General features: G+C 62.1%; 27 protein-coding genes. 10 read left to right on the top strand and 17 right to left on the bottom strand.

Annotated features, from left to right (window positions below; all coding sequences use genetic code 11):
• Window positions 1-10: 10 nt before the first annotated feature.
• From mftD to mftA, 4 genes are all read right to left on the bottom strand, one after another.
• Window positions 11-1189, bottom strand: coding sequence for a pre-mycofactocin synthase MftD (gene mftD, locus R4P65_RS01525; RefSeq protein ID WP_003942047.1), 1179 nt, complete (start codon window positions 1187-1189; stop codon window positions 11-13).
• Between the two features lie 55 nt (window positions 1190-1244).
• The gene (gene mftC, locus R4P65_RS01520; protein WP_317825205.1) at window positions 1245-2462 is read right to left on the bottom strand and encodes a mycofactocin radical SAM maturase; all 1218 of its coding nucleotides are present in this window, start codon (window positions 2460-2462) and stop codon (window positions 1245-1247) included.
• A gap of 76 nt (window positions 2463-2538) precedes the next feature.
• Window positions 2539-2826: a mycofactocin biosynthesis chaperone MftB gene (gene mftB / locus R4P65_RS01515; RefSeq protein WP_317825204.1), complete on the bottom strand. Its 288-nt coding sequence runs from the start codon at window positions 2824-2826 to the stop codon at window positions 2539-2541.
• The gene (mftA, locus tag R4P65_RS01510; RefSeq protein WP_063836238.1) at window positions 2811-2906 is read right to left on the bottom strand and encodes a mycofactocin precursor MftA; all 96 of its coding nucleotides are present in this window, start codon (window positions 2904-2906) and stop codon (window positions 2811-2813) included. The genes mftB and mftA overlap by 16 nt, the downstream gene beginning before the upstream one ends.
• A gap of 150 nt (window positions 2907-3056) precedes the next feature.
• Between mftA and mftR the strand changes: the two genes are divergently transcribed.
• Complete coding sequence (gene mftR / locus R4P65_RS01505) at window positions 3057-3656, top strand: mycofactocin system transcriptional regulator (RefSeq protein WP_317825203.1); 600 nt, start codon at window positions 3057-3059, stop codon at window positions 3654-3656.
• Between the two features lie 28 nt (window positions 3657-3684).
• Window positions 3685-4518, top strand: coding sequence for a mycofactocin oligosaccharide methyltransferase MftM (mftM, locus tag R4P65_RS01500; protein ID WP_317825202.1), 834 nt, complete (start codon window positions 3685-3687; stop codon window positions 4516-4518).
• A 6-nt stretch (window positions 4519-4524) separates the two neighbouring features.
• Here the strand turns inward: mftM and R4P65_RS01495 are convergent, their stop codons facing one another.
• A complete protein-coding gene (locus R4P65_RS01495) occupies window positions 4525-4728 on the bottom strand; it encodes a DUF4287 domain-containing protein (RefSeq protein WP_230812205.1) in 204 nt (67 codons plus the stop codon).
• Window positions 4729-4869: 141 nt separating this feature from the next.
• Here R4P65_RS01495 and R4P65_RS01490 point away from each other — a divergent pair, with 141 nt between their 5' ends.
• The gene (locus tag R4P65_RS01490; protein WP_230812204.1) at window positions 4870-5082 is read left to right on the top strand and encodes a molybdopterin-binding protein; all 213 of its coding nucleotides are present in this window, start codon (window positions 4870-4872) and stop codon (window positions 5080-5082) included.
• A gap of 16 nt (window positions 5083-5098) precedes the next feature.
• Here the strand turns inward: R4P65_RS01490 and R4P65_RS01485 are convergent, their stop codons facing one another.
• Window positions 5099-5524 (bottom strand): DUF6314 family protein, encoded by a 426-nt coding sequence (locus R4P65_RS01485; RefSeq protein ID WP_317825201.1) that lies wholly within the window; start codon window positions 5522-5524, stop codon window positions 5099-5101.
• Between the two features lie 104 nt (window positions 5525-5628).
• Between R4P65_RS01485 and R4P65_RS01480 the strand changes: the two genes are divergently transcribed.
• Window positions 5629-6105 carry a MaoC/PaaZ C-terminal domain-containing protein gene (locus R4P65_RS01480; RefSeq protein WP_317825200.1) on the top strand — a complete coding sequence of 159 codons (477 nt, stop codon included), beginning with the start codon at window positions 5629-5631 and terminating at the stop codon, window positions 6103-6105.
• A gap of 233 nt (window positions 6106-6338) precedes the next feature.
• Window positions 6339-7127, top strand: a complete 789-nt coding sequence (locus R4P65_RS01475) for a thioesterase family protein (RefSeq protein ID WP_317825199.1) — start codon at window positions 6339-6341, stop codon at window positions 7125-7127.
• An 11-nt stretch (window positions 7128-7138) separates the two neighbouring features.
• On the opposite strand, the gene R4P65_RS01470 is transcribed toward R4P65_RS01475, so the two are convergent.
• On the bottom strand, window positions 7139-8809 hold the full coding sequence (locus R4P65_RS01470; RefSeq protein ID WP_317825198.1) for an anibiotic ABC transporter: 1671 nt from the start codon (window positions 8807-8809) through the stop codon (window positions 7139-7141).
• Window positions 8806-9741 (bottom strand): ABC transporter ATP-binding protein, encoded by a 936-nt coding sequence (locus R4P65_RS01465; protein WP_317825197.1) that lies wholly within the window; start codon window positions 9739-9741, stop codon window positions 8806-8808. The genes R4P65_RS01470 and R4P65_RS01465 overlap by 4 nt, the downstream gene beginning before the upstream one ends.
• A gap of 68 nt (window positions 9742-9809) precedes the next feature.
• On the opposite strand from R4P65_RS01465, the gene R4P65_RS01460 reads away from it, so the two are divergent.
• Window positions 9810-10304, top strand: a complete 495-nt coding sequence (locus R4P65_RS01460) for a helix-turn-helix domain-containing protein (protein WP_317825196.1) — start codon at window positions 9810-9812, stop codon at window positions 10302-10304.
• A gap of 83 nt (window positions 10305-10387) precedes the next feature.
• Window positions 10388-10927 carry an RNA polymerase subunit sigma gene (locus tag R4P65_RS01455; protein WP_317825195.1) on the top strand — a complete coding sequence of 180 codons (540 nt, stop codon included), beginning with the start codon at window positions 10388-10390 and terminating at the stop codon, window positions 10925-10927.
• Here the strand turns inward: R4P65_RS01455 and R4P65_RS01450 are convergent.
• The 3 genes from R4P65_RS01450 to R4P65_RS01440 are packed head-to-tail and all read right to left on the bottom strand — an operon-like array spanning window position 10924 to window position 14244.
• Entirely contained in the window at window positions 10924-11607 is a 684-nt protein-coding gene (locus tag R4P65_RS01450; RefSeq protein WP_317825194.1) for a MadR family response regulator transcription factor, read from the bottom strand. The two genes, R4P65_RS01455 and R4P65_RS01450, sit on opposite strands and share 4 nt — an antisense overlap.
• On the bottom strand, window positions 11604-12995 hold the full coding sequence (locus tag R4P65_RS01445) for a MadS family sensor histidine kinase (RefSeq protein ID WP_317825193.1): 1392 nt from the start codon (window positions 12993-12995) through the stop codon (window positions 11604-11606). The genes R4P65_RS01450 and R4P65_RS01445 overlap by 4 nt, the downstream gene beginning before the upstream one ends.
• A gap of 43 nt (window positions 12996-13038) precedes the next feature.
• The gene (locus tag R4P65_RS01440; protein ID WP_317825192.1) at window positions 13039-14244 is read right to left on the bottom strand and encodes an iron-containing alcohol dehydrogenase; all 1206 of its coding nucleotides are present in this window, start codon (window positions 14242-14244) and stop codon (window positions 13039-13041) included.
• Between the two features lie 436 nt (window positions 14245-14680).
• Between R4P65_RS01440 and R4P65_RS01435 the strand changes: the two genes are divergently transcribed.
• Window positions 14681-15043 carry an RNHCP domain-containing protein gene (locus tag R4P65_RS01435; RefSeq protein WP_317825191.1) on the top strand — a complete coding sequence of 121 codons (363 nt, stop codon included), beginning with the start codon at window positions 14681-14683 and terminating at the stop codon, window positions 15041-15043.
• 15 nt (window positions 15044-15058) lie between these two features.
• A complete protein-coding gene (locus tag R4P65_RS01430) occupies window positions 15059-15478 on the top strand; it encodes an RNHCP domain-containing protein (protein WP_317825190.1) in 420 nt (139 codons plus the stop codon).
• Here R4P65_RS01430 and R4P65_RS01425 read toward each other — a convergent pair.
• From R4P65_RS01425 to mdo, 4 genes are all read right to left on the bottom strand, one after another.
• A complete protein-coding gene (locus R4P65_RS01425) occupies window positions 15467-15814 on the bottom strand; it encodes a hypothetical protein (protein ID WP_317825189.1) in 348 nt (115 codons plus the stop codon). The genes R4P65_RS01430 and R4P65_RS01425 overlap by 12 nt on opposite strands.
• Before the next feature lie 56 nt (window positions 15815-15870).
• Window positions 15871-17394 carry a MadC family VWA domain-containing protein gene (madC, locus tag R4P65_RS01420; RefSeq protein ID WP_317825188.1) on the bottom strand — a complete coding sequence of 508 codons (1524 nt, stop codon included), beginning with the start codon at window positions 17392-17394 and terminating at the stop codon, window positions 15871-15873.
• Window positions 17391-18473 (bottom strand): MadB family AAA-type ATPase, encoded by a 1083-nt coding sequence (locus R4P65_RS01415; RefSeq protein ID WP_317825187.1) that lies wholly within the window; start codon window positions 18471-18473, stop codon window positions 17391-17393. The genes madC and R4P65_RS01415 overlap by 4 nt, the downstream gene beginning before the upstream one ends.
• A gap of 86 nt (window positions 18474-18559) precedes the next feature.
• Window positions 18560-19834 (bottom strand): NDMA-dependent methanol dehydrogenase, encoded by a 1275-nt coding sequence (mdo, locus tag R4P65_RS01410; RefSeq protein ID WP_003942095.1) that lies wholly within the window; start codon window positions 19832-19834, stop codon window positions 18560-18562.
• A gap of 361 nt (window positions 19835-20195) precedes the next feature.
• On the opposite strand from mdo, the gene R4P65_RS01405 reads away from it, so the two are divergent.
• Complete coding sequence (locus R4P65_RS01405) at window positions 20196-21251, top strand: ferredoxin--NADP reductase (protein WP_317825186.1); 1056 nt, start codon at window positions 20196-20198, stop codon at window positions 21249-21251.
• Here R4P65_RS01405 and R4P65_RS01400 read toward each other — a convergent pair.
• Window positions 21223-22551, bottom strand: coding sequence for a glycosyltransferase 87 family protein (locus R4P65_RS01400; protein ID WP_317825185.1), 1329 nt, complete (start codon window positions 22549-22551; stop codon window positions 21223-21225). The two genes, R4P65_RS01405 and R4P65_RS01400, sit on opposite strands and share 29 nt — an antisense overlap.
• A 38-nt stretch (window positions 22552-22589) precedes the next feature.
• On the bottom strand, window positions 22590-23327 hold the full coding sequence (locus tag R4P65_RS01395) for a DNA alkylation repair protein (protein ID WP_317825184.1): 738 nt from the start codon (window positions 23325-23327) through the stop codon (window positions 22590-22592).
• Between the last annotated feature and the right edge of the window lie 357 nt (window positions 23328-23684).

Here is a 23684-nt window from a genome sequence, read left to right as displayed (position 1 = left end):
AGCCGGAGATTCAGCTCGCACCCAGCGTGCGGGTGAAGCCTTCCGGGATCACCAGATCCGCCGGGCTCAGCTCGGTGATGGACGAGTGGCCGAGGCCCATCAGCCCCGAGTCGATGCCCATCCGCATCAGGTCGAGCACGTTCTCGACACCGGCCTGGCCGTTTGCCGAGAGACCCCACAGGTAGGCGCGCCCGAGCATGACGGCCTTGGCTCCGAGTGCGAGCGCCTTGACGACGTCGCCGCCGCGCCGAATACCGCCGTCGAGAACAACTTCCACCTGATCGCCCACGGCCTCGGCGATGCCCGGGAGCACGCGGATCGGCGCCGGGGTGCCGTCGAGGTTGTTACCACCGTGGTTGGAGACCGAAATAGCGGAGACACCGGCGTCGACAGCTCGCTTGGCGTCGTCGATGCGCATGATGCCCTTGAGCATGAACGGTCCACCCCACTGCTCACGCAGCCAGGCGATGTCTTCCCACGTCGGAAGCGGAGTCTGCATCCACTCGCCGTACGCGCCGAAGAACGTCGGCGCCGGCTGGCCGGGAGCCGCGAGGTTGGGTGTGGTCAGATCCGGGATCTTGCCGGTCTTGGCGAACTCCAGCAACCACTTCGGACGCATGATGCCCTCGGGGGCGAACTGGAACATCGCCTTGAGATCCATCTTCTCGGGGATGGACGGGCTGCCCCAGTCGCGACCGTACGAGAAGGACCAGTCGGTGGTGATGATCAGGCCCTTGGCACCGGCAGCGCGAGCGCGCTCCATACGTTGGAGAAGCACGTCGCGGCTGCCGACCCAATACATCTGGAAGAAGACCTGCGGGTTGGCCGCGGCAACTTCTTCGATGGACTTGCTGGCGAAAGAACTCAGTCCGATGGCTGTTCCCCGTGCTGCAGCCGCACGAGCTACCGCTACCTCACCGTCGGGGTGCACTGCCTGCACACCGGTCGGTGAAATCATGACAGGCAACGAAATGTCCTGGCCCATAATGGTGGTGGACATCTCGCGCTTGTCCGACAGTCCCGCAGCGTGGGGAGCGAAACCCAGTTCGCTGAATGCCGCGACGTTGTCGTCGACAGTCAGCCCTTTCTCGGATCCCGCCACCAACGCCGCGTACACGGACTTGGGCAACCTCTTCTTCGCACGGCGCTGTGCTTCTGCCACCGTCTCGAAGAAAGCATTCTTAGCCATTGAACTGACCTCTCTGGGGTGCAGCTTTCGCCGCACTGTCGGTATCGCGCAGTAGTTACTGCATTCCCGCAAGCGGGTTTTCGTCACAAATCTTGGCGGGCGGACGCATCATCAATGTCAGGGGCACCGATGCACGTGGGGTCTTACGCTGACCGGAACGGGAGTGATCGACACTGGACTTCGGGACCTCTCCCGCCGACGCCAATGCCTTTTCACCGTTGCCGATGACGCACTCGGGGTCAGGTCCGTCCATCGGCAGTCCGGTGAAGAACTTGGCCGCCATGCAGCCACCCCGGCAGGAGTCGTAGTGGTTGCACTTGCTGCAGGCGCCACCGGTCTGCGGCGAGCGCAGCTCCTCGAACAGGTCCGAGTGCTGCCAGACTTCCTGGAATCCACCGTCTTTCACGATGTTTCCGGCAAGGAACTGCTCGTGAATCGCGAACGGGCACGCGTAGACGTCACCGACCGGGTCGATCAGGCACACGACACGACCCGCGCCACAGAGATTGAGACCGGGCAGTGCATCGCCGAACGCGGAGAGGTGGAAGAACGAGTCTCCCGTCAGGACGCCTTCACCATTGGCCACCAACCAGTTGTAGAGCTCACGCTGCTGTTCGGGGCGTGGGTGCAGGTCGTCCCACACGTCGGCGCCGCGGCCCGAAGGGCGCAGTCGAGTGATGCGCAGGGTCGCGTCGTACTTGTCCGCGAGAGCCTTGAACTCGTCGAGCTGACTGACGTTGTGCCGCGTGACGACCACCGAAATCTTGGCGTCCTTGAAGCCGGCTTCCTTCAGGTTCGCGAGAGCACGCTCGGCCATTGCGAACGAACCAGGCCCGCGCACAGCGTCATTGACTTCAGCGGTGGCACCGTCGATGGAAATCTGCACGTCGACGTAGTCACTGGCGGCGAGGCGCGCCGCGACCTTCTTGTCGATCTTCACGCCGTTGGTGGAGAACTTCACACCAACCTGGTGGTCCGTCGCGTAGTCGACGAGCTCCCAGAAGTCGGAGCGCACCGTCGGCTCGCCGCCACCGATGTTGACGTAGAAAACCTGCATACGCTGCAGCTCGTCGATGATGGACTTGCACTGTTCGGTGCTCAGCTCGTTGGGGTCACGACGGCCCGACGACGACAGGCAGTGCACACAGGACAGGTTGCAGGCGTAGGTGAGTTCCCACGTCAGGCAGATCGGGGCGTCGAGTCCGAGTTCGAACTGATCGACGAGGCGACCCACCTTGGCGGGCGGGGAGGGTTGTTCAAGAACTGAGGTCATGGCTGTGTCCTCGCGAAGAAATGAAGCGGGCGAACGTGCAGAAGGGCTGTTCCGCACGTGGGGGCGAGCGTCTGGCTCAGACAGGCACGATCATGTGCGAGTCGGCGAGAGTGCTCAGCGCGCGGGCATATTGGGGAGCCGCGTCATCTTCGATGCCTTGCCCACGTAGTGCGGACCGGACATCAGGATGGTCTGGCAACGCCTTGACCACCGCAACGATGGTCGTGTTCTTCAGGAACGACAGCTTGCGCGTTCCGAAGTGGTAGAGCAACGCCCCGAAAGGTTCGGGGCGAAGCGCTACCTGCGGGTGGAGTTTCCACCCCGCATCGAGATCCAAAGCAGACACGGTCAGTACACGCCGCACATGCCGTCGATGGAAACTTCCTCCACGAGGGACTCCTCGACGAGGTCGTTCTCGAGCGCCTTGTTGTCACGATCTGACATGGATTCCTCCTGCGGTCGCACTCCGTCTGGAAGTCTGTAGATCAGACTTCCAACCTGGGAGTTGGTGGTCACTAGTGGGACTTCACTGTGACTCGGTTCACCACTGTAATGGCATCGAGTGCAGAATGACACACATGGAGCGAAAAAAGTATGCGTAGCCGCAAGAAACCGTCCGCTCGGATAGGTCGTCGCCCCTCCACAACGAAGGAGGGAATCAGCACGATCGGCATCGAACTGTTCTCCACAGTCGGCTTCAACGAGGTGAGCGTCGACCAGATAGCCGACGCCGCCGGCATCGCGCGTCGGACTTTCTTTCGCTACTTCCCGTCAAAGAACGCCGTCCCCTGGGGCGACTTCGACGGGCATCTCGACGAGATGCGTGAGCACCTGGATACACTGCCCGCTGACATCCCGTTGGTCGACGCACTCGAATCCGCATTGTTGACGTTCAACACCTTCCCACCGGAAGAGACTGCGGTACATCGCAAACGGATGGAATTGATCCTCGAAGTTCCGACGCTTCAGGCATACTCTGTGGTGATGTACGAAGGTTGGCGGCAGGTGGTCGCCGACTACGTCGCACGCCGAATGAATCTCGAGCCGACCGATCACGGCCCACGCACGGTCGGCTATCTTCTGCTCGGGGTCGCCGTGTCGGCGTACGAGCAGTGGCTCACCGACGATTCACTCGAGCTACCGGAACTCTTGAAAACGGGTACGCAGTCCCTGCGGACCGGCATCAGCACCTGAGAAGCATCACCACCCGAGAAAGGCGATCATGTCCACCATCACGAACGAACCGGTCCTGGATTCACTGGCACCGTCGACGCCGGGCGTGTGGTCGTTCGGGCATGTCACCGTCGAACGCGTCGATTCCGGTCCGATCTCGCTCGATCGCCGAGGCGGTCGCCTCCACGTCAGGCACTCCCTCACTCCCGCCGACCTGAGTGAGCGACTCGTCGCCGGAGTCACCTCGTCGATCCAGGACGCAGAGTTCGGCCAGGACGAATTCGAGTTGACGATGGTCGGCCTGGTTCGCTCCACCGTGGACGGCGCTCTCGAATCCTGGACCACCTACTACCGGAACTCCCTTGCCGAACTATTGGACGGCACTGCAGATTTCGCGCCGATTCACGACAAAGCCCATGAACTGGTTCGCGGTTCCGTGCTCGATCTGGGTTCCTGCTTCGGATTCCTGCCCCTGCGACTCGCGCGCGCCGGAATGGAGGTGACCGCCACGGACATCCTGCCCGGAACGATGATCCTACTCGAGGCGGTAGCCCCCGAACTCGGCATCACGATCGACACGGTGATCTGCGACGCGGGTGAAGTTCCGGCACCGGACAACACCGCCGACACCGTCACCGCGATTCATCTCCTCGAGCACGTCGACGACGCAGTCGGCGAAGCCGTGATCGCGCAGGCACTCCGGATCGCACGTCAACGGGTCGTCATAGCTGTCCCCTTCGAGGACGAAGCCACGGCCTGCCACGGTCATATCCGTACGTTCGATCTCGAATCATTGCGTGCGGTCGGCCGGCAGACCGGTGTGCCGTTCGAGGTATTCGAGCATCACGGCGGCTGGTTGGTGCTGGACGCTACGGCCGCCTGAAAAGAACTAGCCTTCTTTCAGCGTATGGGCGACAAGTGCATTCGCGTGTCCATGCCCCATACCGTGCTCCGACTTCAACCAATTGACCAGTTCCATGTGCTTGGTGAGGTCTGAGCTTCTGATCAGCTCTTGCCATTCAACGATCGGCCGACCGTACTTCTTCTCGATCGACGGAAAATACGACGCCGGGCCTTTCACAGGTTCAGTCATGACCGGAATCTACCTCCACCGCCCGACAATATTCGCGCACCTGCGGCACCCGCATGTCCGCACCTGCGGAATCGCTGGGTAGATACGCGACTATCGGATTATGGTCGAAGCACACCCAGCCGAGAGCACAGGAGTTCAGAGATGCGACTGTCAACGCGAAATCAACTCAGCGGCACAATCACCGAGGTCAACCTCGGCACCGTCATGGCAACGGTCAAGGTGAAATTGGACGGCGGCAACCAGATCGTGACTTCGTCGATCACCCGTGATGCCGCACTGGATCTCGACCTCGAACCAGGCCAAGCTGCAACGGTATTCGTGAAGTCCACCGAGGTGACGATCGGCGTCGAATAACTGGTGAGCGCTGAGATCAGGGCCGAGTGAGCTGCGTGGTCATCGTGTAGTTCTTGCTCGGCCCCGTCACGGTCCAGACGACAGTCCAAGCCGATCGATTGCCGGCAGTGACGTCGATTCGCCCGCGGTAGGTATCCGCACCGCACAGGTGCTCGACTTCCTCCCCCGGTGCCCAGTCGTGGAACTCTCTGCCGTCTTCGAATGTCACAGCCCATTCGAGGCCGCGCTCTGCAATGAACAGAGTCCGGAACACTGGCAGCTCCAGATCGCCGTCACGCAGAGTGCCACTCTCGTACCAGCGCATCCGACCGTCACCGGCGTCGGAGATAGTGGTCTCGCCGAAGACATGTTTGGTGTAACCGGAAAGGCGGTCGACGATGTCGCGCTCGAAGTGCCACGTTCCTGCCAGCGCCCTCGGCTCGATCCTCGCGTCGTCAACCATGTGACAATTCTAGTGACCTTGAACAAGGACTTGCGAAGGAGCCGAACGAACTGCGGAGAGTATGTTCCGAGTACACCCGGAACACGCAGGAGATTCACACAACCATGAACGATTCGGCCGCCCTTCACAAACGCACAGTGTTCGCCGACGATCTCGAGATCGGCCAAGTGATCCCATTGGGCTCGTATACGGTGACCGAAGAGGAGATCGTCGAGTTCGCAACCCAGTGGGATCCCCAGTGGTTTCACATCGACAAGGAAGCCGCCGGGTCCGGTGTCTTCGGCGGGTTGATCGCCAGCGGGCTCCACACCCTGTCGATCTGCCAGAAGTTGGTGGTCGCCAGTCTCTACGACCAATGGAACGTGATCGCCGGAAAGACCATGCGCGACGTGAGCTTCCGACGTCCACTTCGCCCCGGTGACACCCTGAGCGGAAAGGCCACCATCGACAACGTCGTGTTCGACAATCGCGCGCGAGGATTGGTCACCATCACAGCGAAATTGGTCGATGCACAGGGCAATCGCGTTCTCGACGTGGTCACGGACGCCTACCTGCACTGCCGCCCGACTCGCGGACAGTGAATTGTCGGTAAATTTCGCACCGCATTGTCTGAATTGCCGTACTTTCAGTGACGTTGCGATGCAACAGTACCCATCCCCCCAATCAGGAGTTCCTCACACATGAGCAGCCTCGGCGAGATCAATCCTCTCGGCATTCTTCAGATCCTCATCTACATGCTCTTCGGTGGCTCGTCCAGCACTCCCGAATAGACCCTAGCTTGCCATTGCCATAGTCAGCGCCTAGGGTGCTGACTATGGCAATTACTAGTCAGGTATCCGCGGCGGCCGGGCAGTCGACGGACGCAGCGATTCATCACACCGAATTCGACTCCAGCTGGCGGAGTTTCGACGGCATTCAGGGCGGACTCGCCGTGGCACGGATGCTGCGAGTGGCAGCGGAGGCGTCCGGAGCCGAACCTCTGGCAGTCACGGCGCACCTGGACCGCCCCGTCCCTCCGGGGCCGGCCGAGTTGACCGTCGGCGAGATGCGGGGCGGGCGGACCGTCAGTTGCCACGTCACGCTGACCGGTTCGGGATCCGCTCTCGTTCGGTTAGCCCGAGACACAGGAGCCACGACGCTGTCCGCCCCCGGAGTCGAGCCGAGTCCGGCCGACCCGGCAACCCTGCCTTCGCTGGAGATCCCGGTGGATTTTGTGCCGTTTTCCCAGCACCTCGACATCCGGCCGGTCAACTCCGCGAGGCCGTTCGCCGGTGGCGACTCCCCCGAATTCGACGTCTGGATCCGCCTGCTCACAGACCTCGATTTCACGGCTCAAGAGCGCGCCGCGGTCCTGCTCGACGCGCTTCCGCCCGGCCTGTTCGCGACACTGACGATGCCAGTGGCTATACCGACCATCGAGTTCACCGCGCATTTCACACCGGAGCACCTCACGGCAGATCCCCAATCACTGTCACCGTGGTATCGCCTACGCCACGGGACCGCCTGGGCGACAGACACTCTCTGTGTAGACGAATCCGAACTATTCGACTCGACCGGACGGCTCGCTGCTCGGGCACGCCAACTTCGTCGAATTCTGAGTTGAGTTCAGCTCTCCTACACCTGGAGGTCGCGACGACGGAACGCGACAAGCGATGCTGTCGAAAGCACTACTGCCACAACGATCATTGCCAGCAGTGGCAGAACGGTCACAGGCTCGGCAGGGGCACCCGGCACGTGGGTGAAGGGCGACAGGTCCAGCACTACCTGCGGAAGCTTCAACAACGTGCCGAGTTGCCCGAGCACGATGCATGCCGCCAAGATTCCCCAGGAGAGCGCCGACGCGTATGTCGGGAACAGTCCGAAAGCCAACGACACCAACCCCACGACTACGAGCACCGCAGGCAGATAGGCCAAGGCGGCGCCTGTCATGCGAAGTGTGTTGCCGCCGATGTCGTCCGTGACGAGACCGAAGGCGAATCCGGTGAACGCACCCATCAAGACGTGCGCGAGTATCACTCCGCCCACAACCACCCCTAGATGGGACAGCATCCACTTCCGCCGCGACAGCGAGGTTGCCAGCAACGGTTCGAGCCGTCCCGAGGTTTCCTCGCCCCGCATCCGGAGAAGACTCTGGACCGAGTATGCCGCGATGACTATCGACGTGAGCCCCAGAGCGGTGGCCAAGTAGGAGTCCACCAGATCCGTACCGCCGCCACCGAGTTTCTCGAACATCTCCGCGGTCTGCTGCGACGATCCCACCATCGCGTCGATCTCGTTGCCCACAGCGCCGTACGCGAACCCGAGTATGACAACGGCAAAGATCCACCAGAACATCGTCATTCGCTGCATGCGCCACGCCAGGCCCCAAGCCGACGGTAGCCACGATGCCGCGGCCGGCGGGCCGGGTCGAGGCTGAACGAGTCCCGCTCCCTGATCGCGATGGCCGATGAGAACAAAGGCCACCACCACGTGCACAGCCGCAAATCCGATCAGCAACAACAGGATCCACCAGGCGTCGTCGTCGAAAGGTCGGATCTGTTGCGCCCACCCGATCGGTGAGAGCCACGACAACCAACCGCTCACCACGCGAGTTCCGTCGTCGACGACCGTACTGTTCACGTCACCGACCGCACGCAGCATGAAGGCAACACCGATCGCGGCGCCCGCCAGACCGTTGGCCGTACGAGCACCGTCGGTGATCTGCGCCGTCACGGCTGCAACTCCGGCAAACGCGATTCCGGTCCCACCTATCGAGGCGCCCAACGCGAGCGAACCAACGACAGGCAAACCGACGGCGATCGATCCCAGTGCAATTCCCAGTGTCAGAACGACGTTCGCACCGACCGTGACGATCAGTGCGGAGGTCAGGAGCGCTCGTCTACCTACCACCGCAGCACCGATCATCTCGGCTCGGCCGGTCTCCTCGTTCTGTCGCGTATGACGAACCACCGCAAGGGTGCTCATCAATGCCGCCACCAACGCGAACACGAGCACCGACTGACTGGCGACTATCGCGCCCTGCGAATCACCGGACACGATACCGTTGGTCGCCAGCGCCACCGGCGATACCGCGGAACTGACTGCGATGTTTCGTAACTCCTCGGGTGTCGAGTACAGCCCGGTCACACTGGCGACAACGAGCAGCATGAACAAGACGATCGAGATGACCCACACGGAAAGCTGAATTCGGTCCCGTCGCAAAGCCAGCCGGACCAGTCGGCGCGTACCGGTGAATTGGCTCGCCGACGCCGGTACCGGTGGAGCGGCCTCGACAACGACGGTCACGGCCGTACCCCGGTCTCGGCTCGCAGGTGGACCGAAGTCTCCCTGGCACGCTCGTCACCGTAGTGCCGCAAGAAGAGTTCTTCGAGTGTCGGCGGAGTGGAAGTGAGCGCCACGATTCCGAAGCCGACCAAGTACGTCATGAATGGTCCGAGCTGCGCGCTGTCGACTTCGCAGGTGAAGTGGTTACCGTCGATCACCGCGTCGTGCACACCGCCGAGTCCGTCGAGTCCACCGATCGGGCGCTGTGTCTCCGCCGAGACAGACGTGCGCGTGAGGTGCCTGAGTTCGGACAGCGTTCCCTCTTCCACCGTCCGCCCGTCGCGGATGATGCTCACGCGATCGCACAGCGCTTCGACCTCGGCGAGGATATGGCTCGACAGCAGAACCGTCTTTCCGTCGTGAGCCACTTCCTCGACACAGTCCTGAAACACGGCTTCCATCAACGGGTCGAGCCCCGATGTCGGTTCGTCGAGTACGTAGAGGTCGACGTCGGACGAGAACGCAGCCACGAGTGCAACCTTCTGCCGGTTACCTTTCGAGTACGTCCGCGCCTTCTTGGTTGGATCCAGTTCGAAGCGATCGAGCAACTCGCTGCGGCGTTTTCGGTCGAGGCCACCACGCAGACCCGCCAACAGATCGATAGCCTCGCCGCCGGTGAAGTTGGGCCACAGATTCACCTCGCCAGGCACGTAAGCGAGACGTCGATGCAAAGTAACAGCGTCTCGCCACGGATCGCTACCGAGAACACTTGCTTCTCCGGAATCAGAACGGAGCAGGCCGAGGAGCACCCGAATGGTTGTGGATTTTCCGGAGCCGTTCGGCCCCAGGAATCCGTGAACTTCACCCGTCGAGACGTCGAGGTCGAGGCCATCCAGCGCGCGGGTGGTACCGAACGTCTTGACGAGGTTCTTCACTGAAATCGCCGCACCCATGAACTTGACCGTACGCCGATTTCACAAATGTGTGAAGATAGGAAAAGAGGAAAGATCGAAGGGTTCCGATGACCGCCACCAGCAATACCGTTGCACCGGACGAGAGCCGACATTATGTCGAGCGACTCTCACTCGTGCTGAGCGACATGGGTTTTCCGCCGATGCCCGCCCGCGTGTGGGCCGCGTTGATGACCAGCGAGACGCCCTCGTCCACACCCGGAGATCTCGGATCGCGGTTGGGAGTAAGCCCCGCCTCCATCTCCGGAGCAGTCAGATACCTCCAGCAAGTCGGGTTGATCGAGCGTGTGGCCGTCCCCGGATCGAGGCGTCAGCACTACTGCGTCAGCGTCGACATGTGGGCCGACGCGTTTGTCACGAAACAGTCCTCGCTCTACCAGGTCTCGGCAGTTGCGAGCGAGGGCATTCGGGTCCTCGGCGAAGGAACGACGGCCGGCGATCGTATGGCTGATCTGCGCGACTTCTTCGACTTCATGGCCGCGGAAATGCCACGAATGCTCGCGGACTGGCGCTCCCGGCGAAAAGACCGGACACCTGGTAGGTAACTTCAGGTTTACCCTCAATTTCGGCGGGGTACCTCAATTCTCGTTCCAGCATGGTGAGGCGCGGCGTACTCGAGGAGTTGCTGATGAAGCTGTCGATCAGGGGCGCGAACACTTCACCGACTCCACCCTTCGCACGAACCGCCTCACCCGAAACCTGTGAACGATCGATTTCCTTGAACCGCACCGCCGCCGAAGCATTCGCCGGCGATCATCATGCACTGTCGAAACTCCTGGCCCGATTGCACCCTCGCGTCGTTCTCTACTATCGCGCCAGACTCCTCGGGACGCCTGTTGCATCGTTCGCCGACGATCTCGCCCATCAATGCACCCTGGACGTCATCACACGAATGTCCGATACGATCTCGGCCGACACACGCATCGAGACCTTCGCTTACGAGTTGGCCTCTCGACGGATTGCGTCAATTCCCCAGTCACGCAACATCGACGGGCAATTCAAACGCCCGCGTCGCCTGACCGACGATCAACGTGAGGTCCTGGTACTGCGAATCGCAGTGGGTCTGACTGCCGAGATGACCGCGTCGACTCTGCGCACAACTCGATCGAGTGTGCTCCTCGTACAGCACCAGGCGCTGCGCGCTTGGACGGTCTCCGAGCGGAGCTAGATCAGACCTTGCTTACTCGCGGCGTAGACGGCCTCGGCTCGCCGGCTCACCTCGAGTTTGCGCATGATGTTACTGACGTGGAACTTGACGGTGGTCGGTGAGATGAACAATCGCTCACCGATCTTGATGTTGGACAAGCCGTTTGCGAGAAGCTTCAGCACTTCCAGTTCGCGATCGGTCAATCGTTCCTTGGTTGCCGACTGTCCGTTGAGCGAACGGACGACAGCCGATGCGCTGCGAGAATCGAACGCACTCTCGCCTCGCGAGACCGCCCTGATCGCCCGCACCAATTCGGTGGTGTCGACGTCTTTGACCACATAGCCGCGAGCACCCGCGTGCACCGCTCGCACCACCAGTTGATCATCGAGAAAGGTGGTGAGAACCAACAGTCCGAGCCCAGGATGCGCGGACGACAACTGGCCACAGAGGGTCAGCCCCTCGTAATCGGAACTGGCGGAGAGCTTGAGATCCATCAGGACGATGTCCGGCCCGACCTTGTCGACGACGGCAAGCGCCTCGGCGAGGGACGACGCCTCCCCCACGATCTCGAGGTCGCTTTCGCGCTCGAGCACCGAGCGGAGCCCTTGCCGCAGAATCGCGTGGTCGTCGACCAGGACTATGCGAACCAAACTTTGAACCGGCGACGCTCCACGGGTGACGACGGGACGGGCAGTGGTCATGATTCCTCGCTCTCGATTTCAGTGGTAGAGCACAGGTTTTCAATGCCCGAGTCGAGCGGCAGTGCCCCTGGCAGCGGCAGTGGCAGTCGCACGAGAATCTGAATCCCACCGATCCGAGCCCGTCGCACTTCCAGCGCGCCACCCAACTCCAAGGTTCGCGCCTGCATGTTCGCGAGACCGCGGTGGCGGCCGTCGAGATCGTTGGTGGCTGCGAGTTTGAGAATAAGCCGCATCCGGGCGGGGTCACCATCACCGTCGTCGGAGACCGACAACAACACGGAGTCCGCCCGATAGGTCAGACGGAGTACCGCCCGATTCGCGTGAGCATGGACCGCTGCGTTGAACAGGGCTTCCCCGGCGATCCGCAGAAGGGCGTGTTCGGCATCGCCCGGAAGTTCGGTCGGGGTCCCGCCGACGCGAACGCTGACTGCCAACTCGTCGGGCATGTGAACCACTCCGAGCTGCTCGAGCATCTCGGGCAGCGACGTCCTGTCCGCGTCCGAGGCATGATTGAGAGCGTAGATCGCCGAACGGAGCTGCTCGACTGCCCGCCTGGTCAAATCCTTTGCCAAGTCCAGTCTTTCACTGCGCTCGGCCTCCGGGATGTCGCTGCGGCAGACCTCGATCTGCATTCCGGCTGACAACACCGCCTGCGTCACACTGTCGTGAAGTTCGCGGGCGATCCGGTGGCGTTCGTCGTCGACCACCTGATGCCGGTGAGCCACTCCCAACTGACGCTGAGTGGACTCCAATTCGCTGTTACGCACCGCAAGATCGGCCGCAGTGCGATTGGCCTCCGCATACGCATCCTCAGCACGCTCGAGCAGTAGCTGTCCGCGCTGGTAGAGCGCCGAATTCTGCAGGGCCACAGCAGTCTGGCTGGCCAGAATGCTGAGCACGGCGCCGTCCGTCGTATCGAGCGTCCGGTTGGCCGGCGTCCAGGCCGCAAAGGCGCCGACCACACCACCGCCGAGCACGATCGGCACAAACGCGTAGTGAGCGTCGATCACCGAGTTGGATTCGATTCTTCCGTACCGGATGTCGTCGAGGCATTCGACGACATCCTCCGGAAGCGGTGGCCCCTCCACATTGTCGACCAGGAACGGCGTCGCATCCGGACCGAGGACCAATCGCCGGGGCCCGGCGTCGGGCAAGGTCCCATCGGCCAAGGCGAAGACTATCCAGTTGGCACTCAGATGAGCGCGGGCAGCTTCCGCGACCGCGCAAACCAGGGTTTCCGGGCCCTCGACGGTGCGCACCAATGCCCGCGAGATCAACTCCAACGCATGTACGACGCGCTCGAGGCGCTCCGCCGCACCGCGATACTGCGGGTAGAACGAACTCTTCCCCGACCGTAATCCGGTGAGCCGGGACAGGTCCGCGGTCATCGTCTGCACCACTTCACAACGTCACTCTTCACAGCGTCCCTCTTCACAAGGCACCTCTGAACAACGCCACCATCTGCTCCTGCGTCGCTTCCCTGGGATTGGTGGACATACAGGCATCGAGCAAAGCGAAGCTGGCGAGCCTACTCAGATCTTCCTCTCGAACACCCAACTCCCCCAACCCCTTCGGCACGCCGACCTCACGCGCAAGCCGTTCGACCCGATCGGCCACCGCCAGCGCTGCTTCCTCCGGGGTGCCGTGCTGCTCGGGAAGACTCAGTGCCGCAGCGATGGCAACAAAGGGGGCAGCGTCCGTCGTGGAATTGAACCGGATGACGTGGGGCAACAGAATTCCGTTGATGACGCCGTGTGGCAGGTCGAGCATGCCGCCCACCTGATGGCTCATCGCATGCGCGGCGCCGAGTATCGCGTTTGTGAACGCCAACCCGGCCTCGAGGCTCGCCTGCGCCATCACCGACCGCGCTTCCATCCCCATCGGGTCCTGGATCGTGTGCACCAGATTCTCGGTCACCAACCCGACAGCGCGGAGCGCGTGATGATCGGTCAACGGATTGTGGGCCAGCGAGACGAAGGCTTCGATACCGTGCGTCAGTGCATCCAATCCCGTTGCAGCATTGAGCCACTCGGGCATCGTCGTGAGCAACCGCGGATCGATGACCGTCACATCGGGGACCAGTGCCCGGCCGATGATGGTGATCTTGGTGCCGCGGGTCGTGTCCGTGACGATGCAGAACTGCGACACGTCCGCGCCCGTGCCGGACGTGGTGGGAACCATCACCAACGGTGGGATCGGTTTTGTCGCCTGATCCACACCCTCGTAGTCGAGTATGTTGCCGCCGTTGGCAGCGAGGACGGCAACACCTTTTGCTGCGTCGATGACGGAACCGCCGCCGAGCGCGATGATGACGTCGCACTCGCCTTCCTGGTACACCTCGAATCCGGCCGCGATCTCGAAGTCCTTGGGGTTGGGTGTCAGCCCTGACCACACCGTCGCGGTCAATCCCTGCTCGGTGAGATGGCCTTCCAGTTCGCTGACCCATCCGGCGTCGATCAGACCGGGATCGGTGACCAGGAACGGTCGGAACCCACCGAACCTCAGAGTCGCGTGTGCTGCCTCGACCAGGGAACCGATGCCGAAGACGATCTCGGGGGCGTGAAATTTGACCAGTCGAGCAGCAGTGCCGCGGCGATGAACACCGTGGTTCACAGCATCCGGATATGCCACGGACACGACCCCACTCTCCTCTCGCTGCGCTGAGATCTCCGCTCGGGATTTCGCATCCGTCGCTCTCAGTGCATCAGCTCTCACGTGCACCAACTGGTGTGATCCACCTTACAATCGCTGGCCCCGAGCCTACGCGGACGGCAGTCGGGGCACACCCACCGAAGGAGAGGCACTTACCTACCCGTTCGGGCAGGTAAGACATCTCTGGAAAATAGATGGCGCGGCGGCCAGGTCGCGTTGTACTTTCGGTTTCGGCCAGAGCGGCCGGTAGTACTGATCCAGAAGGTGTTTATGACCCAGCCCGCGCCGAGCGCGCCTCCCGCCCCTGCACTGTCGGCAACCTCGAGGGTCACTTGCTGATCCTCGAAACGTCGGACTGACAGCCGCGAGGCCCCCTCGGCCTGCTCCTACCTGCTTTGTTCACTCAGCTAGGAGTTCTCCAGTGCCTCGATCACACAATTCCATCTCGAAAACCGACACCTTCTCCTGCGTTCAGTGCGGACTCACCGTCATGACGTACGGCCCAGACGGCGATCGCCGAAACCATTGCCCCAGTTGCCTGCATTCCCGACACCTGTTCGACCAGGTGGAAGGTGGGCCGTCAGACTGCGGAATGCGGATGGCCCCCATTTCGATCGCGGTGCTGCGCAGTGGCGATTGGATGATCATCCACCGTTGCGCACAGTGCCTCGAACTCACCTCCAACCCCGTCAGCCGAGGCGACAAGCAGTTGTTGTTGATGAGGATGGCAGTGCGGCCACTCGCGCAACCGCCCTTCCCGCTCGAAGCCTTCGGCAACTTGTAATGGGTGGGAACGCAGATGCCACGTAGGAATCCCAGCACCCGCTCGCGGCGGGCACCGCAACGCACCAAGCAAGTACTGCACGGAATCGGCGGCGAGCCAGGATCGAGTTTCCGTTGTCTCACATGCCGTTTGGATATCCCCACCGAGGCCCCGGGTACCGCCCATCGGAACCACTGCCCGAACTGTCTGGCAAGCCGACACGTGGACGGGCGTATTCCCGGCGACCGAGCACAACAGTGCAGAGGCGCAATGGCGGCGCTGTCCTTGACAGTCCGGCACGACGGTGAATGGATGCTCGTTCACCAGTGCCTCGAGTGCAATACGTTGAAAGTCAACAGGATCGCCGGCGACGACAACGCCTTGGTCCTGCTGCGCTTGGCGCTACGTCCGTTGGCGGACCCTCGCCTGGGCTCGCGAGCGTTGCTAGCGCTCTGATGAATCGTCAGGTGTAATCGCACGGTTCTGCGCGCGATTACGCCTGACGACAACCACGAACATGATCCCGGCGAGCAAGCCGACCACAGTCGGTCCGAGGACCAATCCCGAATACAACCAGGGGGCAGGTTCAGCCGGAAAGAGGTCCATGAATTCGGGTCCGGTGAATGTAGGTCCGGAAAATGGATCCCGATAGGATCCGCTGGTGAGAATATGCGGTGACGCCAACGACTTCCACCACCACTGAAACACACCGAGCGCGACAACCCCACACACCGCTCCGAGCACTGTCAGCGCCGCGATCGGTCGCCAGATCGATCCCCTGATTTCGGTCATGAGATCAAACTAGTTCACGACGGATCGCGCAGTGACATCAGTGAAGTGCAGTGGCATCAGCGAAGTGCGTGCCCCAGTTCGGCGGCTTTCGTCATCAGTTGCGCGGCATCTCGGGCAACAACAACCTCGTCGCAGATCTCCGAATACTCCGGCATTGCGCACGATGCCTGGTTCCAGTAACGCTGTGGTTCAGGCGTGATCCAGGCCAGACGGTGGACCTTTCGGCGGAGTTCCTCGAGCTTGTCCACCTGCGGCGGCAAGCCGTTGCATCGACCGTCACCCACGATGATGACGGAAGTCCGCGAGTTCAAGGTGTTTCCGTGCTCGTCCAACAATTCAGCGAGCACCCGCCCGTAGTCGCTGCTTGCTTCCAGATCCAGTCCCGGGTGCGCGAGTACTGCGGCTAGTGCACCGTCACCGCTACTGGCGAGAAGGGTGTCGGTCACGTCGACCGGACGATCGACGAACGCGAGCACTTCACAACGATCTGCCCGGCGATGCATCGCCTGAGCCAACCGCAGCGTGAAGGCTGTGATGGGCCGCACGGACAGCGACACGTCTGCGATCAGAAGCAGCCGAACACGATCGGGGCGAGGAGCTTTCACGACCAGATGGAAGGGAATCCCGTCAGTGCGCAGGCTCGAACGCACCGTGCGGCGCATGTCGAGATGCCCACGAGAGCGCTCACGGGGTCGCAGCCTGGACGGACCTCTCATGCGCCGAAGCACCTCGTGGCACGCGAGTTCGATGTCGTTGTGCGTTGCACCTGCAGCAGATTCGCTGTCCGGCGCATCGGGAGCGGATTCGGCGAGCGCAGCGGCCGAGAGCGCTTGCACAAACGCTTCGACCGCCTCGACGAGCCGATTCAATTGCGCCTGCGTCAACGGCCCGTCGTCGGAGACGTCCGCGTACGCCTTGCTCGGGTCGTATGCGTCCAGCCAGGCCAGGATCGACGTCGGATCGTCCCACGACAAAGAACCGACCGATGCTGCAGCAACACTGGTACTGAGGTCACCGACCACTGCCGAGGCTGCACGGTCCACGTCGACCGTGTAACTGACTCCGCGTCGACCGGTCTCCGAACCGGTATCGACCGACAGTTCGGCGTCACTCGACGTCATCGACACATCGTCGTCGTCCTTGTGCGGATTGAAGCCCTTCTCCGCCTCTGGAGTATCGAAGTAGTCGCCTACCTCGGCCGCACGCTCGTTGTACTCGGCGTACCGACCAACTTCTTGATCCTCGTCGATCCCGAGCGCGGTGGGCAGACCGTCCGCCACCTCGGCTCGCGATGCCTTCCGCTCGGCGTGCGCTTTGTCCGCGGCCGGACGGAACAGCGCGTCGAACGCCCGCTCGAATCCGGCCTGCTCGTGAGAGTACTTGGCGCACACTGCCCGGAGACACGCTCGCAATGCCTTGCGATCCGAGGCGCCGACCATCGCGAGGACTCGCCGAACCTCGATGACCTCGGCCGGTGACGCGGAAACTCCGGCCGCCCGCAGCAATCGGCCGAAGCTCGCGGACACCACGTCGAGAACAAACGACGGTTGCCACACGGCAAGGCCACCGAGCGTCGTCATCGCGTCGAACGGATTCCGCTGCCGCCGCGGATTCCCTGTTGATGAGGGTCACGTCCACCCGTGCCCCGGAACACGGCTGTCGTCGTATTGGCGGGTTTGCTTGCCACCGTGGATCGCTCGATCGGCTCGCCACCGTCACGCGACGGTGATTCGAGAAGCTTTCCGTCGAATCGTTGCTTGGCCAGCGTCACATCGGACGAGTACTTGAGCAACGCCGTGAGCAGGATGTCGCGCACCTTGGCGTCGGAGGCGGTGTCGAATCCGCTGGCCGCGAGCACTGTTGCCGCCCTGGCCGCGTCGATGACCTCCGAGATGGACGGACTCTTGCGCAGCGGGAGGTCACGCAGGATACGAGCCAATTCGACGACCTCGGTGGCCGTAGCCGAATCCACCTCCGGCGCTCGGGCCGTGACGATCTCGCGTTCACGCTCCGACGTCGGATAGCCGAGATGGTAATGCAGACAGCGACGCTTGAGCGCGGGTGAGAGTTCGCGGGTGTCGTTGGACGTCAGGATGACCCAGGGCTGCGAGCGGGCAACGAACGTACCGACCTCGGGAATGGTGACCTGCTGCTCGGCGAGAAGCTCCAGGAGCAGTGCTTCCATCGACTCCTCTGTGCGGTCCACCTCGTCGACCAGAAGCACCACCGGTTCGGGTGAGAGGATCGCTTCGAGCAGCGGCCGTACTGACAGGAAGTTCTCGGAGTACAACCCGAAATCCTGATCGGCCAGAGACTTGGACGCTTCGGCGACGCTGTCGAATTTCGAAACCTGATCGCTGATCCGGTCACGGAGCATCTGCACGTGCAGGAGTTGCTTCGCGTAGTCCCATTCGTACAGGGCGCGATTGTCGTCCAGCCCTTCGTAGCACTGCAATCGCACCAGTTTGCGGCCCCCGATCGCAGCCAGCGACTTCGCCAGTTCCGTCTTGCCGACACCGGCCGGCCCTTCTAGCAGGAGCGGACGCCCCAGCGCCGTCGCCAGATGAACGACTACCGCGAACTCGTCATCGGCAATGTAGTCCTGCTCTCGCAGAGCATCTTTCACTTCGATTCCGCTCGAGAAACTGCGACCGGACATGGAATACCTTTCGATAGGGGCACAGCCCCTGTGCGCCTTTTTGGTAGTGCGGGCTACCAAAAAGGCGCACGGGGCCGAAGGCCCTGCTAGAAGTACGACTTGTTGATCGCGTGATCGACAACCGGGATCATCGACTCCACGGTGACCTCACGGGGGTTACCCGGGGTGCACCAGTCGTCCTGAATGTGCTCGGAGATGGCGCGCACAGTCTTCTCGTCACCCTTGATGACATCACCACGACCCTCGTACTTCTTGGTGTTCATCTGGTTCTTCGCGTACGAATCGGTGCGAACCTGACCGAAGTTGTCGGGGATACCGACGTCCTTGGCCAAACGGATGGCAGCCTCGACGGCAGCATCTGCAGCCTGAACCGTGGTGAGGTTGCGAGTGTCGACACCGAGTGCGCCGGCCAACTGGGCGTAGCGCTCGTAGCGCGAAGGCAGGTTGTACTCCCACACACGTGGCAACGCGATGGCGTTGTTCAAACCGTGGTGGCTGTCGAAGAAGGCACTGACCGCGTGCGAGATCGAGTGAACGATGCCCAGGCCGCCGGAGTTGAATGCCTGTCCGGCGATGTACTGCGCGTTCATCATTCCCTCGCGAGCCTTGAGGTTACGCGGCTCGAAGACAGCCTCGCGCAGGTTCTTCGCGACCAACTCGACCGAGTAGATCGCGTTACCGAGCGAAGGCGCGAAATCGAGACGAGACACGAAAGGCTCACTGCCATGAGCGAGTACGTCGAAGCCGCAGTACGCGGTGAAGTGCTGAGGGCAGGTGTAGTAGAGCAGCGGATCGTCGATCGCCAATGTCACGATGGTCGCCTCGTCGAAGCCCACCCACTTGTGCGGGTTGTTCATGTCCGACGTGTCGGTGATGACGTATGCCCACGACGTCTCGGAACCTGTACCGGCCGTGGTGGATACGGCGATATGCGGCGGGTTCTCCTTGTTGGTGGACTTGGCGAAGCCCTCGAACTCGTTGATGTTGCGACCGTCGTGTGCGATCACGACGCGAGCGCCCTTGGCGGCGTCGTGGCTCGAACCACCGCCGATCGAGATGATCGAGTCGCACTTCTCCTTCTGGTAGAGAGCCGCGGCCTCCATGACGTTGTAGTCCTTGGGATTCGACTCGACCTTGTCGTAGAGCACGACCTCGACACCCTGATACTCGATCTTGCCGACGAGTTCCTCGATGATGCCCGAACCGCGCAGACCGGTCGTCATCAGAAGGGTGCGCTTGAAGCCGAGGTTCTTGGCCTCCACCCCGATGATGTCGTGGGCGCCCACACCCATCAGGGCGCGAGGGAAGGGGTGGAACTCCTTGATGGGAAAGTCCCAGATCTGGTTGAGCTCGATAGCCATCGGTATCTCCTCAGGGATGTGCACGAATGTGACTGCGGGAGGGATTCGAGCCGATTCTTTGTGACCGGCGTCTCACCTGGTTCCCACTGTGTACCGACAAACAGCCCGTGCACAGACTTCGACAGCTCAACCGCCCGGACGCCGCCCGTGAACCGCCCGTTCGGGCAGGTGATCGCCACCCCGGACCGCCAGGACGGTCGGATCAGACCGCCGTGGTTCCCGCTGATCGGGAACGTGTTGCTCGGCGACTACGATCCCCAGTAGCTTTTCATCACTGCTAACATTGAACTAGAACACGTTCTAGATGTTGACCTTCACTGACCTGCGCTTTACCCAGCTTCACGAGAGGACTAGCTTCGCGATGACGACAGTCGAGGTACCGCACAGCTCGCGATCGGCGGTACTCACCGTGTCCGGAGTCATCGAAGAGACTTCCGACGCCCGGTCGCTGGTGTTCGAGATTCCCGCAGAACTGAAGGACAAGTTCGACTACAAGCCAGGTCAATTCCTGACCCTGCGCATCCCGAGCGATCAAACCGGCTCGGTCGCACGCTGCTACTCCCTGGCCAGTTCGCCCTTCACCGACGACGCCCCCAAGGTGACCGTCAAGCGAACCGTCGACGGCTACGGCTCCAACTGGTTGTGCGACAAGCTCCAGGTCGGCGACACCATCGAAGTGCTGCCGCCGTCAGGTGTCTTCACGCCCAAGTCGCTCGATCACGACTTCCTGCTCTTCGGTGCAGGCAGCGGAATCACTCCGGTGATCTCGATCCTCAAGTCCGCCCTCACGCAGGGCAGCGGCAACGTCGTGCTGATCTACGCGAATCGCGACGAAAAGTCCGTCATCTTCGGCGCCGAACTGCGCGAATTGGCAGCGCAACACCCCGGCCGCCTCACCGTGGTCCACTGGATCGAAACCGTGCAGGGACTCCCCGCCATCTCACAGTTGGCGACACTGGCCAAGCCATTTGTCGCGTACGAGGCCTTCATGTGCGGTCCAGGCCCCTTCATGGACGCCGTCCACAAGGCACTGGCAGAGGCCGGGATGCCCCGCACGCAGGTTCACGCCGAGGTCTTCAATTCACTCGCGGGCGACCCGTTCCGTGACGTCGAGGTAGCCGAGGTCTCCGACGAAGAAGCAGCCGACGCCGCAACCGTCGAAGTCGAACTGGACGGTGAAACCCACACCCTCGTCTGGCCGCGCAAGCAGACGCTCGTCGACATCATGCTCGCCAAGGGCCTCGACGTTCCGTACTCCTGCCAGGAAGGTGAGTGCGGGTCGTGTGCCTGCACCGTTACCGAAGGCGAAGTTCAGATGGACAACTCCGAAATCCTCGACGCCGAGGACGTGGCGAACGGCTACATCCTCGGTTGCCAGGCGAAGCCGATCACCGATCACCTGAAGATCGAGTTCTGAACCCTGCTTCGATGCATGACGGCCCCTGATTCCCTGCGGAATCGGGGGCTTTGTCATGTTTCGAGTCTCGCGAGTCATCTCCCGAGTCATCTTCTGAGTCCCGCCCCGAAACCCACGCAGGCGCCGTTGTGGGCAACCGCCACAGCGCAAGAATCAGTACGAGGGTCACGATCAGGAAACCCTCACGAAGGGCCAACCCCAACGGCAGCAGGAGCGGCGACGTCTCGATGAACTGCTGTCCCATACTCGGCCCGCAGTAGACGAGCGCCAACCCCAGAGCGGCCGCACCGAACTGCAGCGGCGATCGAAGCCGAAAGAGAACCGTGACGGCAGCAGGCACGAGATACACCCAGTGGTGAATCCAGCTGATCGGCGAAAGAATCGGCGCGCTCAATCCGATCACCAACGCCGCATCGACCGCATGCCCGACGCGATAGACATCTCGGGCGATCCAGAGCGCTACCACCGCGCACAGCACGGTCAGCGGCATCGCCAGAGATGCCGTCCAGGTGCCCAGGGCGGCAAGTCCGCCCTGCAGCGAACTGTTGCCGGCACTCGCGATCGCCTGCCCGCTCAAATCCACCCGGTCACTGAGGTTCCAGACGACGTCCGACCAGAAGGTCCAGCTGACGGCCGGGTCCACCACTGCTGCGACGGCAGTCGCCGCGGCAAATCCGATCGAACTCCGGACCGCGAGTCGCCACTGCTTCGTGACGACGAAGTAGACGATGAAGAGAGCCGGAGTCAGCTTGATCGCGGCCGCGACGCCGATCAGCAGTCCTCGCGGAAACCACCGGCCGAATCTCGAATCCTCCCGGCGAGTCACGTCGAGCAGTACGAGCACCATCAGCACCAAGTTCACCTGGCCGAAGGAGATGTGCGCACTGACGATGGGAGTCACCGACACGGCGAGGACCAATGCCGCCATGACGAGCGGCCGCTTCGGGAAGCGAGCGGGAGTGAACCTCGCAACCGTCCACACCAACGCCGCGATGCACAAGCCCGACCACAGCAGATAGGCAGTCCACCAGTCGAAGAGAACAGTCGGCCAGAGGAAGATCACCGCGAATGGGGTGTACGTGAACGGCATACCCTCGTCGACGATCAACGGGCCGACAAGATTGCCCTCGTAGATGTTCGATCCTGCTGCGAACGCCTGGGCAGCGTAGCGGTAAACGAGAAAATCAACGGGTTCGACGGCTCGAACGGAGTACACGAGATAACACAGAGCTGCGACGCCGGCAGCGATCAGTGAACCGATTGTCACAATTCGAGACGCCTCGACACGGGTGGCGGGCATACCGAGAATCGTCCCACAACCTTCCGAGCGATACTTCGCTATAGGGCCGCTCGGAAGTGTGCTCGCTCGTCTGCGGAAAGGTGTTCACACGCGTAGCTCAGCGCCGTGCGTCCCATGTCTGCTGCATTCGCTTCGAGGAACCCGGTCAACAAATCCCGATCCACCCGTTTGCCGACCTCGCGGAGCATCCAGCCCATCGCTTTCTGGGTCAAGTCCCGTCGATCACCCAGAACTTGCGCGGCGAGTTCGAGGGTGGTCGACGCGTCGCCGCAAGTAATGAACCCGTACGTCGTCAGCAGCGCCACCCGTCGTCGCCACAGGTCACCCGAATCGGAAAGCTCGAAGACCAGCCGACGATCTCGGTCGTACAACCAGCCGCCGAGGATCTGTCCGGCGGACGAATCCACGAGATCCCAATTGTTCACCCGCCCGTCCTCGACAGCACTGAGATAGAAGTCGGCGATGCGGGCGCGACTCTCGTCGTCGAAAAATTTTGGGCGACTGACTTTTTCGAATTGAGCGACCAGGATCAGCAGCCCGGCCAACCGGTGCTCGTGAACGTCGCTGTCGAGAAGGAGGCGTATCTGAGGCAACGCGAGGCCCACATACTTCTTCACCACCGAACGCGTCTTCGGCACTCGCACTCCGATGAAGACGTCACCCTCGCCGTACTCCCCCGGCCCCGTCTTGAAGAACCGCTGAAGGTGGACGGCATCGGCGGGATCGGCGAGATCGGCCAACTGCTCGATCACGTCCCGGGCACTCGATTGCGTCACCCCAGAACCTTCTCACGAGTCGCCTGTGCTGACTCTTCGATTCTCAGCGTTCTCACACCGTGTGCCCTGCTCGGCCACAGGTCGGCAGACGACACTCGGGGACAGTCAGTGAAAGGACCACCCATGATCACCGCCGCTATCGCATTCACCACTCTCACCCTCATGGCACTCTCGGGACATATCGCGGCAAGCGCGCCGCGTGGGCTCGTGGCAATCCGGACGAATGGTCACAAATCTTGATATTCGAGCCTCCGTATCGACCCTAACTGCAACGCGAATGCAATTGGCGGAGAGTTGATCTCGATCCTCCGCGGGCGTGTACTACAGGTGGACACACTCTCGTCTTTGGAGGTCTCG

Source organism: Rhodococcus sp. IEGM 1318 (assembly GCF_033142465.1).
Classification (GTDB): domain Bacteria; phylum Actinomycetota; class Actinomycetes; order Mycobacteriales; family Mycobacteriaceae; genus Rhodococcus_F; species Rhodococcus_F qingshengii_B.
The sequence above is the reverse complement of the archived record's forward strand: the minus strand, read 5'-3'. Positions and strand labels throughout refer to the sequence as shown.

What these genes read in the sequence shown, in the direction of transcription:
- madC (WP_317825188.1), bottom strand. Translation starts at nt 17,394, where the DNA reads ATGACGACGCTCGGTGGCCTTGCCGTGTGGCAACCGTCGTTTGTTCTC.
- mftM (WP_317825202.1), top strand. Translation starts at nt 3,685, where the DNA reads ATGTCCACCATCACGAACGAACCGGTCCTGGATTCACTGGCACCGTCG.
- R4P65_RS01450 (WP_317825194.1), bottom strand. Translation starts at nt 11,607, where the DNA reads ATGACCACTGCCCGTCCCGTCGTCACCCGTGGAGCGTCGCCGGTTCAA.
- R4P65_RS01400 (WP_317825185.1), bottom strand. Translation starts at nt 22,551, where the DNA reads ATGCCCGCCACCCGTGTCGAGGCGTCTCGAATTGTGACAATCGGTTCA.
- mftD (WP_003942047.1), bottom strand. Translation starts at nt 1,189, where the DNA reads ATGGCTAAGAATGCTTTCTTCGAGACGGTGGCAGAAGCACAGCGCCGT.
- R4P65_RS01415 (WP_317825187.1), bottom strand. Translation starts at nt 18,473, where the DNA reads ATGTCCGGTCGCAGTTTCTCGAGCGGAATCGAAGTGAAAGATGCTCTG.
- R4P65_RS01480 (WP_317825200.1), top strand. Translation starts at nt 5,629, where the DNA reads ATGAACGATTCGGCCGCCCTTCACAAACGCACAGTGTTCGCCGACGAT.
- R4P65_RS01405 (WP_317825186.1), top strand. Translation starts at nt 20,196, where the DNA reads ATGACGACAGTCGAGGTACCGCACAGCTCGCGATCGGCGGTACTCACC.
- R4P65_RS01445 (WP_317825193.1), bottom strand. Translation starts at nt 12,995, where the DNA reads ATGACCGCGGACCTGTCCCGGCTCACCGGATTACGGTCGGGGAAGAGT.
- R4P65_RS01485 (WP_317825201.1), bottom strand. Translation starts at nt 5,524, where the DNA reads ATGGTTGACGACGCGAGGATCGAGCCGAGGGCGCTGGCAGGAACGTGG.
- mftC (WP_317825205.1), bottom strand. Translation starts at nt 2,462, where the DNA reads ATGACCTCAGTTCTTGAACAACCCTCCCCGCCCGCCAAGGTGGGTCGC.
- R4P65_RS01425 (WP_317825189.1), bottom strand. Translation starts at nt 15,814, where the DNA reads ATGACCGAAATCAGGGGATCGATCTGGCGACCGATCGCGGCGCTGACA.
- R4P65_RS01465 (WP_317825197.1), bottom strand. Translation starts at nt 9,741, where the DNA reads ATGGGTGCGGCGATTTCAGTGAAGAACCTCGTCAAGACGTTCGGTACC.
- R4P65_RS01490 (WP_230812204.1), top strand. Translation starts at nt 4,870, where the DNA reads ATGCGACTGTCAACGCGAAATCAACTCAGCGGCACAATCACCGAGGTC.
- mftR (WP_317825203.1), top strand. Translation starts at nt 3,057, where the DNA reads ATGCGTAGCCGCAAGAAACCGTCCGCTCGGATAGGTCGTCGCCCCTCC.
- R4P65_RS01460 (WP_317825196.1), top strand. Translation starts at nt 9,810, where the DNA reads ATGACCGCCACCAGCAATACCGTTGCACCGGACGAGAGCCGACATTAT.
- R4P65_RS01455 (WP_317825195.1), top strand. Translation starts at nt 10,388, where the DNA reads ATGAAGCTGTCGATCAGGGGCGCGAACACTTCACCGACTCCACCCTTC.
- mdo (WP_003942095.1), bottom strand. Translation starts at nt 19,834, where the DNA reads ATGGCTATCGAGCTCAACCAGATCTGGGACTTTCCCATCAAGGAGTTC.
- mftA (WP_063836238.1), bottom strand. Translation starts at nt 2,906, where the DNA reads ATGTCAGATCGTGACAACAAGGCGCTCGAGAACGACCTCGTCGAGGAG.
- R4P65_RS01430 (WP_317825190.1), top strand. Translation starts at nt 15,059, where the DNA reads ATGCCACGTAGGAATCCCAGCACCCGCTCGCGGCGGGCACCGCAACGC.
- R4P65_RS01495 (WP_230812205.1), bottom strand. Translation starts at nt 4,728, where the DNA reads ATGACTGAACCTGTGAAAGGCCCGGCGTCGTATTTTCCGTCGATCGAG.
- R4P65_RS01475 (WP_317825199.1), top strand. Translation starts at nt 6,339, where the DNA reads ATGGCAATTACTAGTCAGGTATCCGCGGCGGCCGGGCAGTCGACGGAC.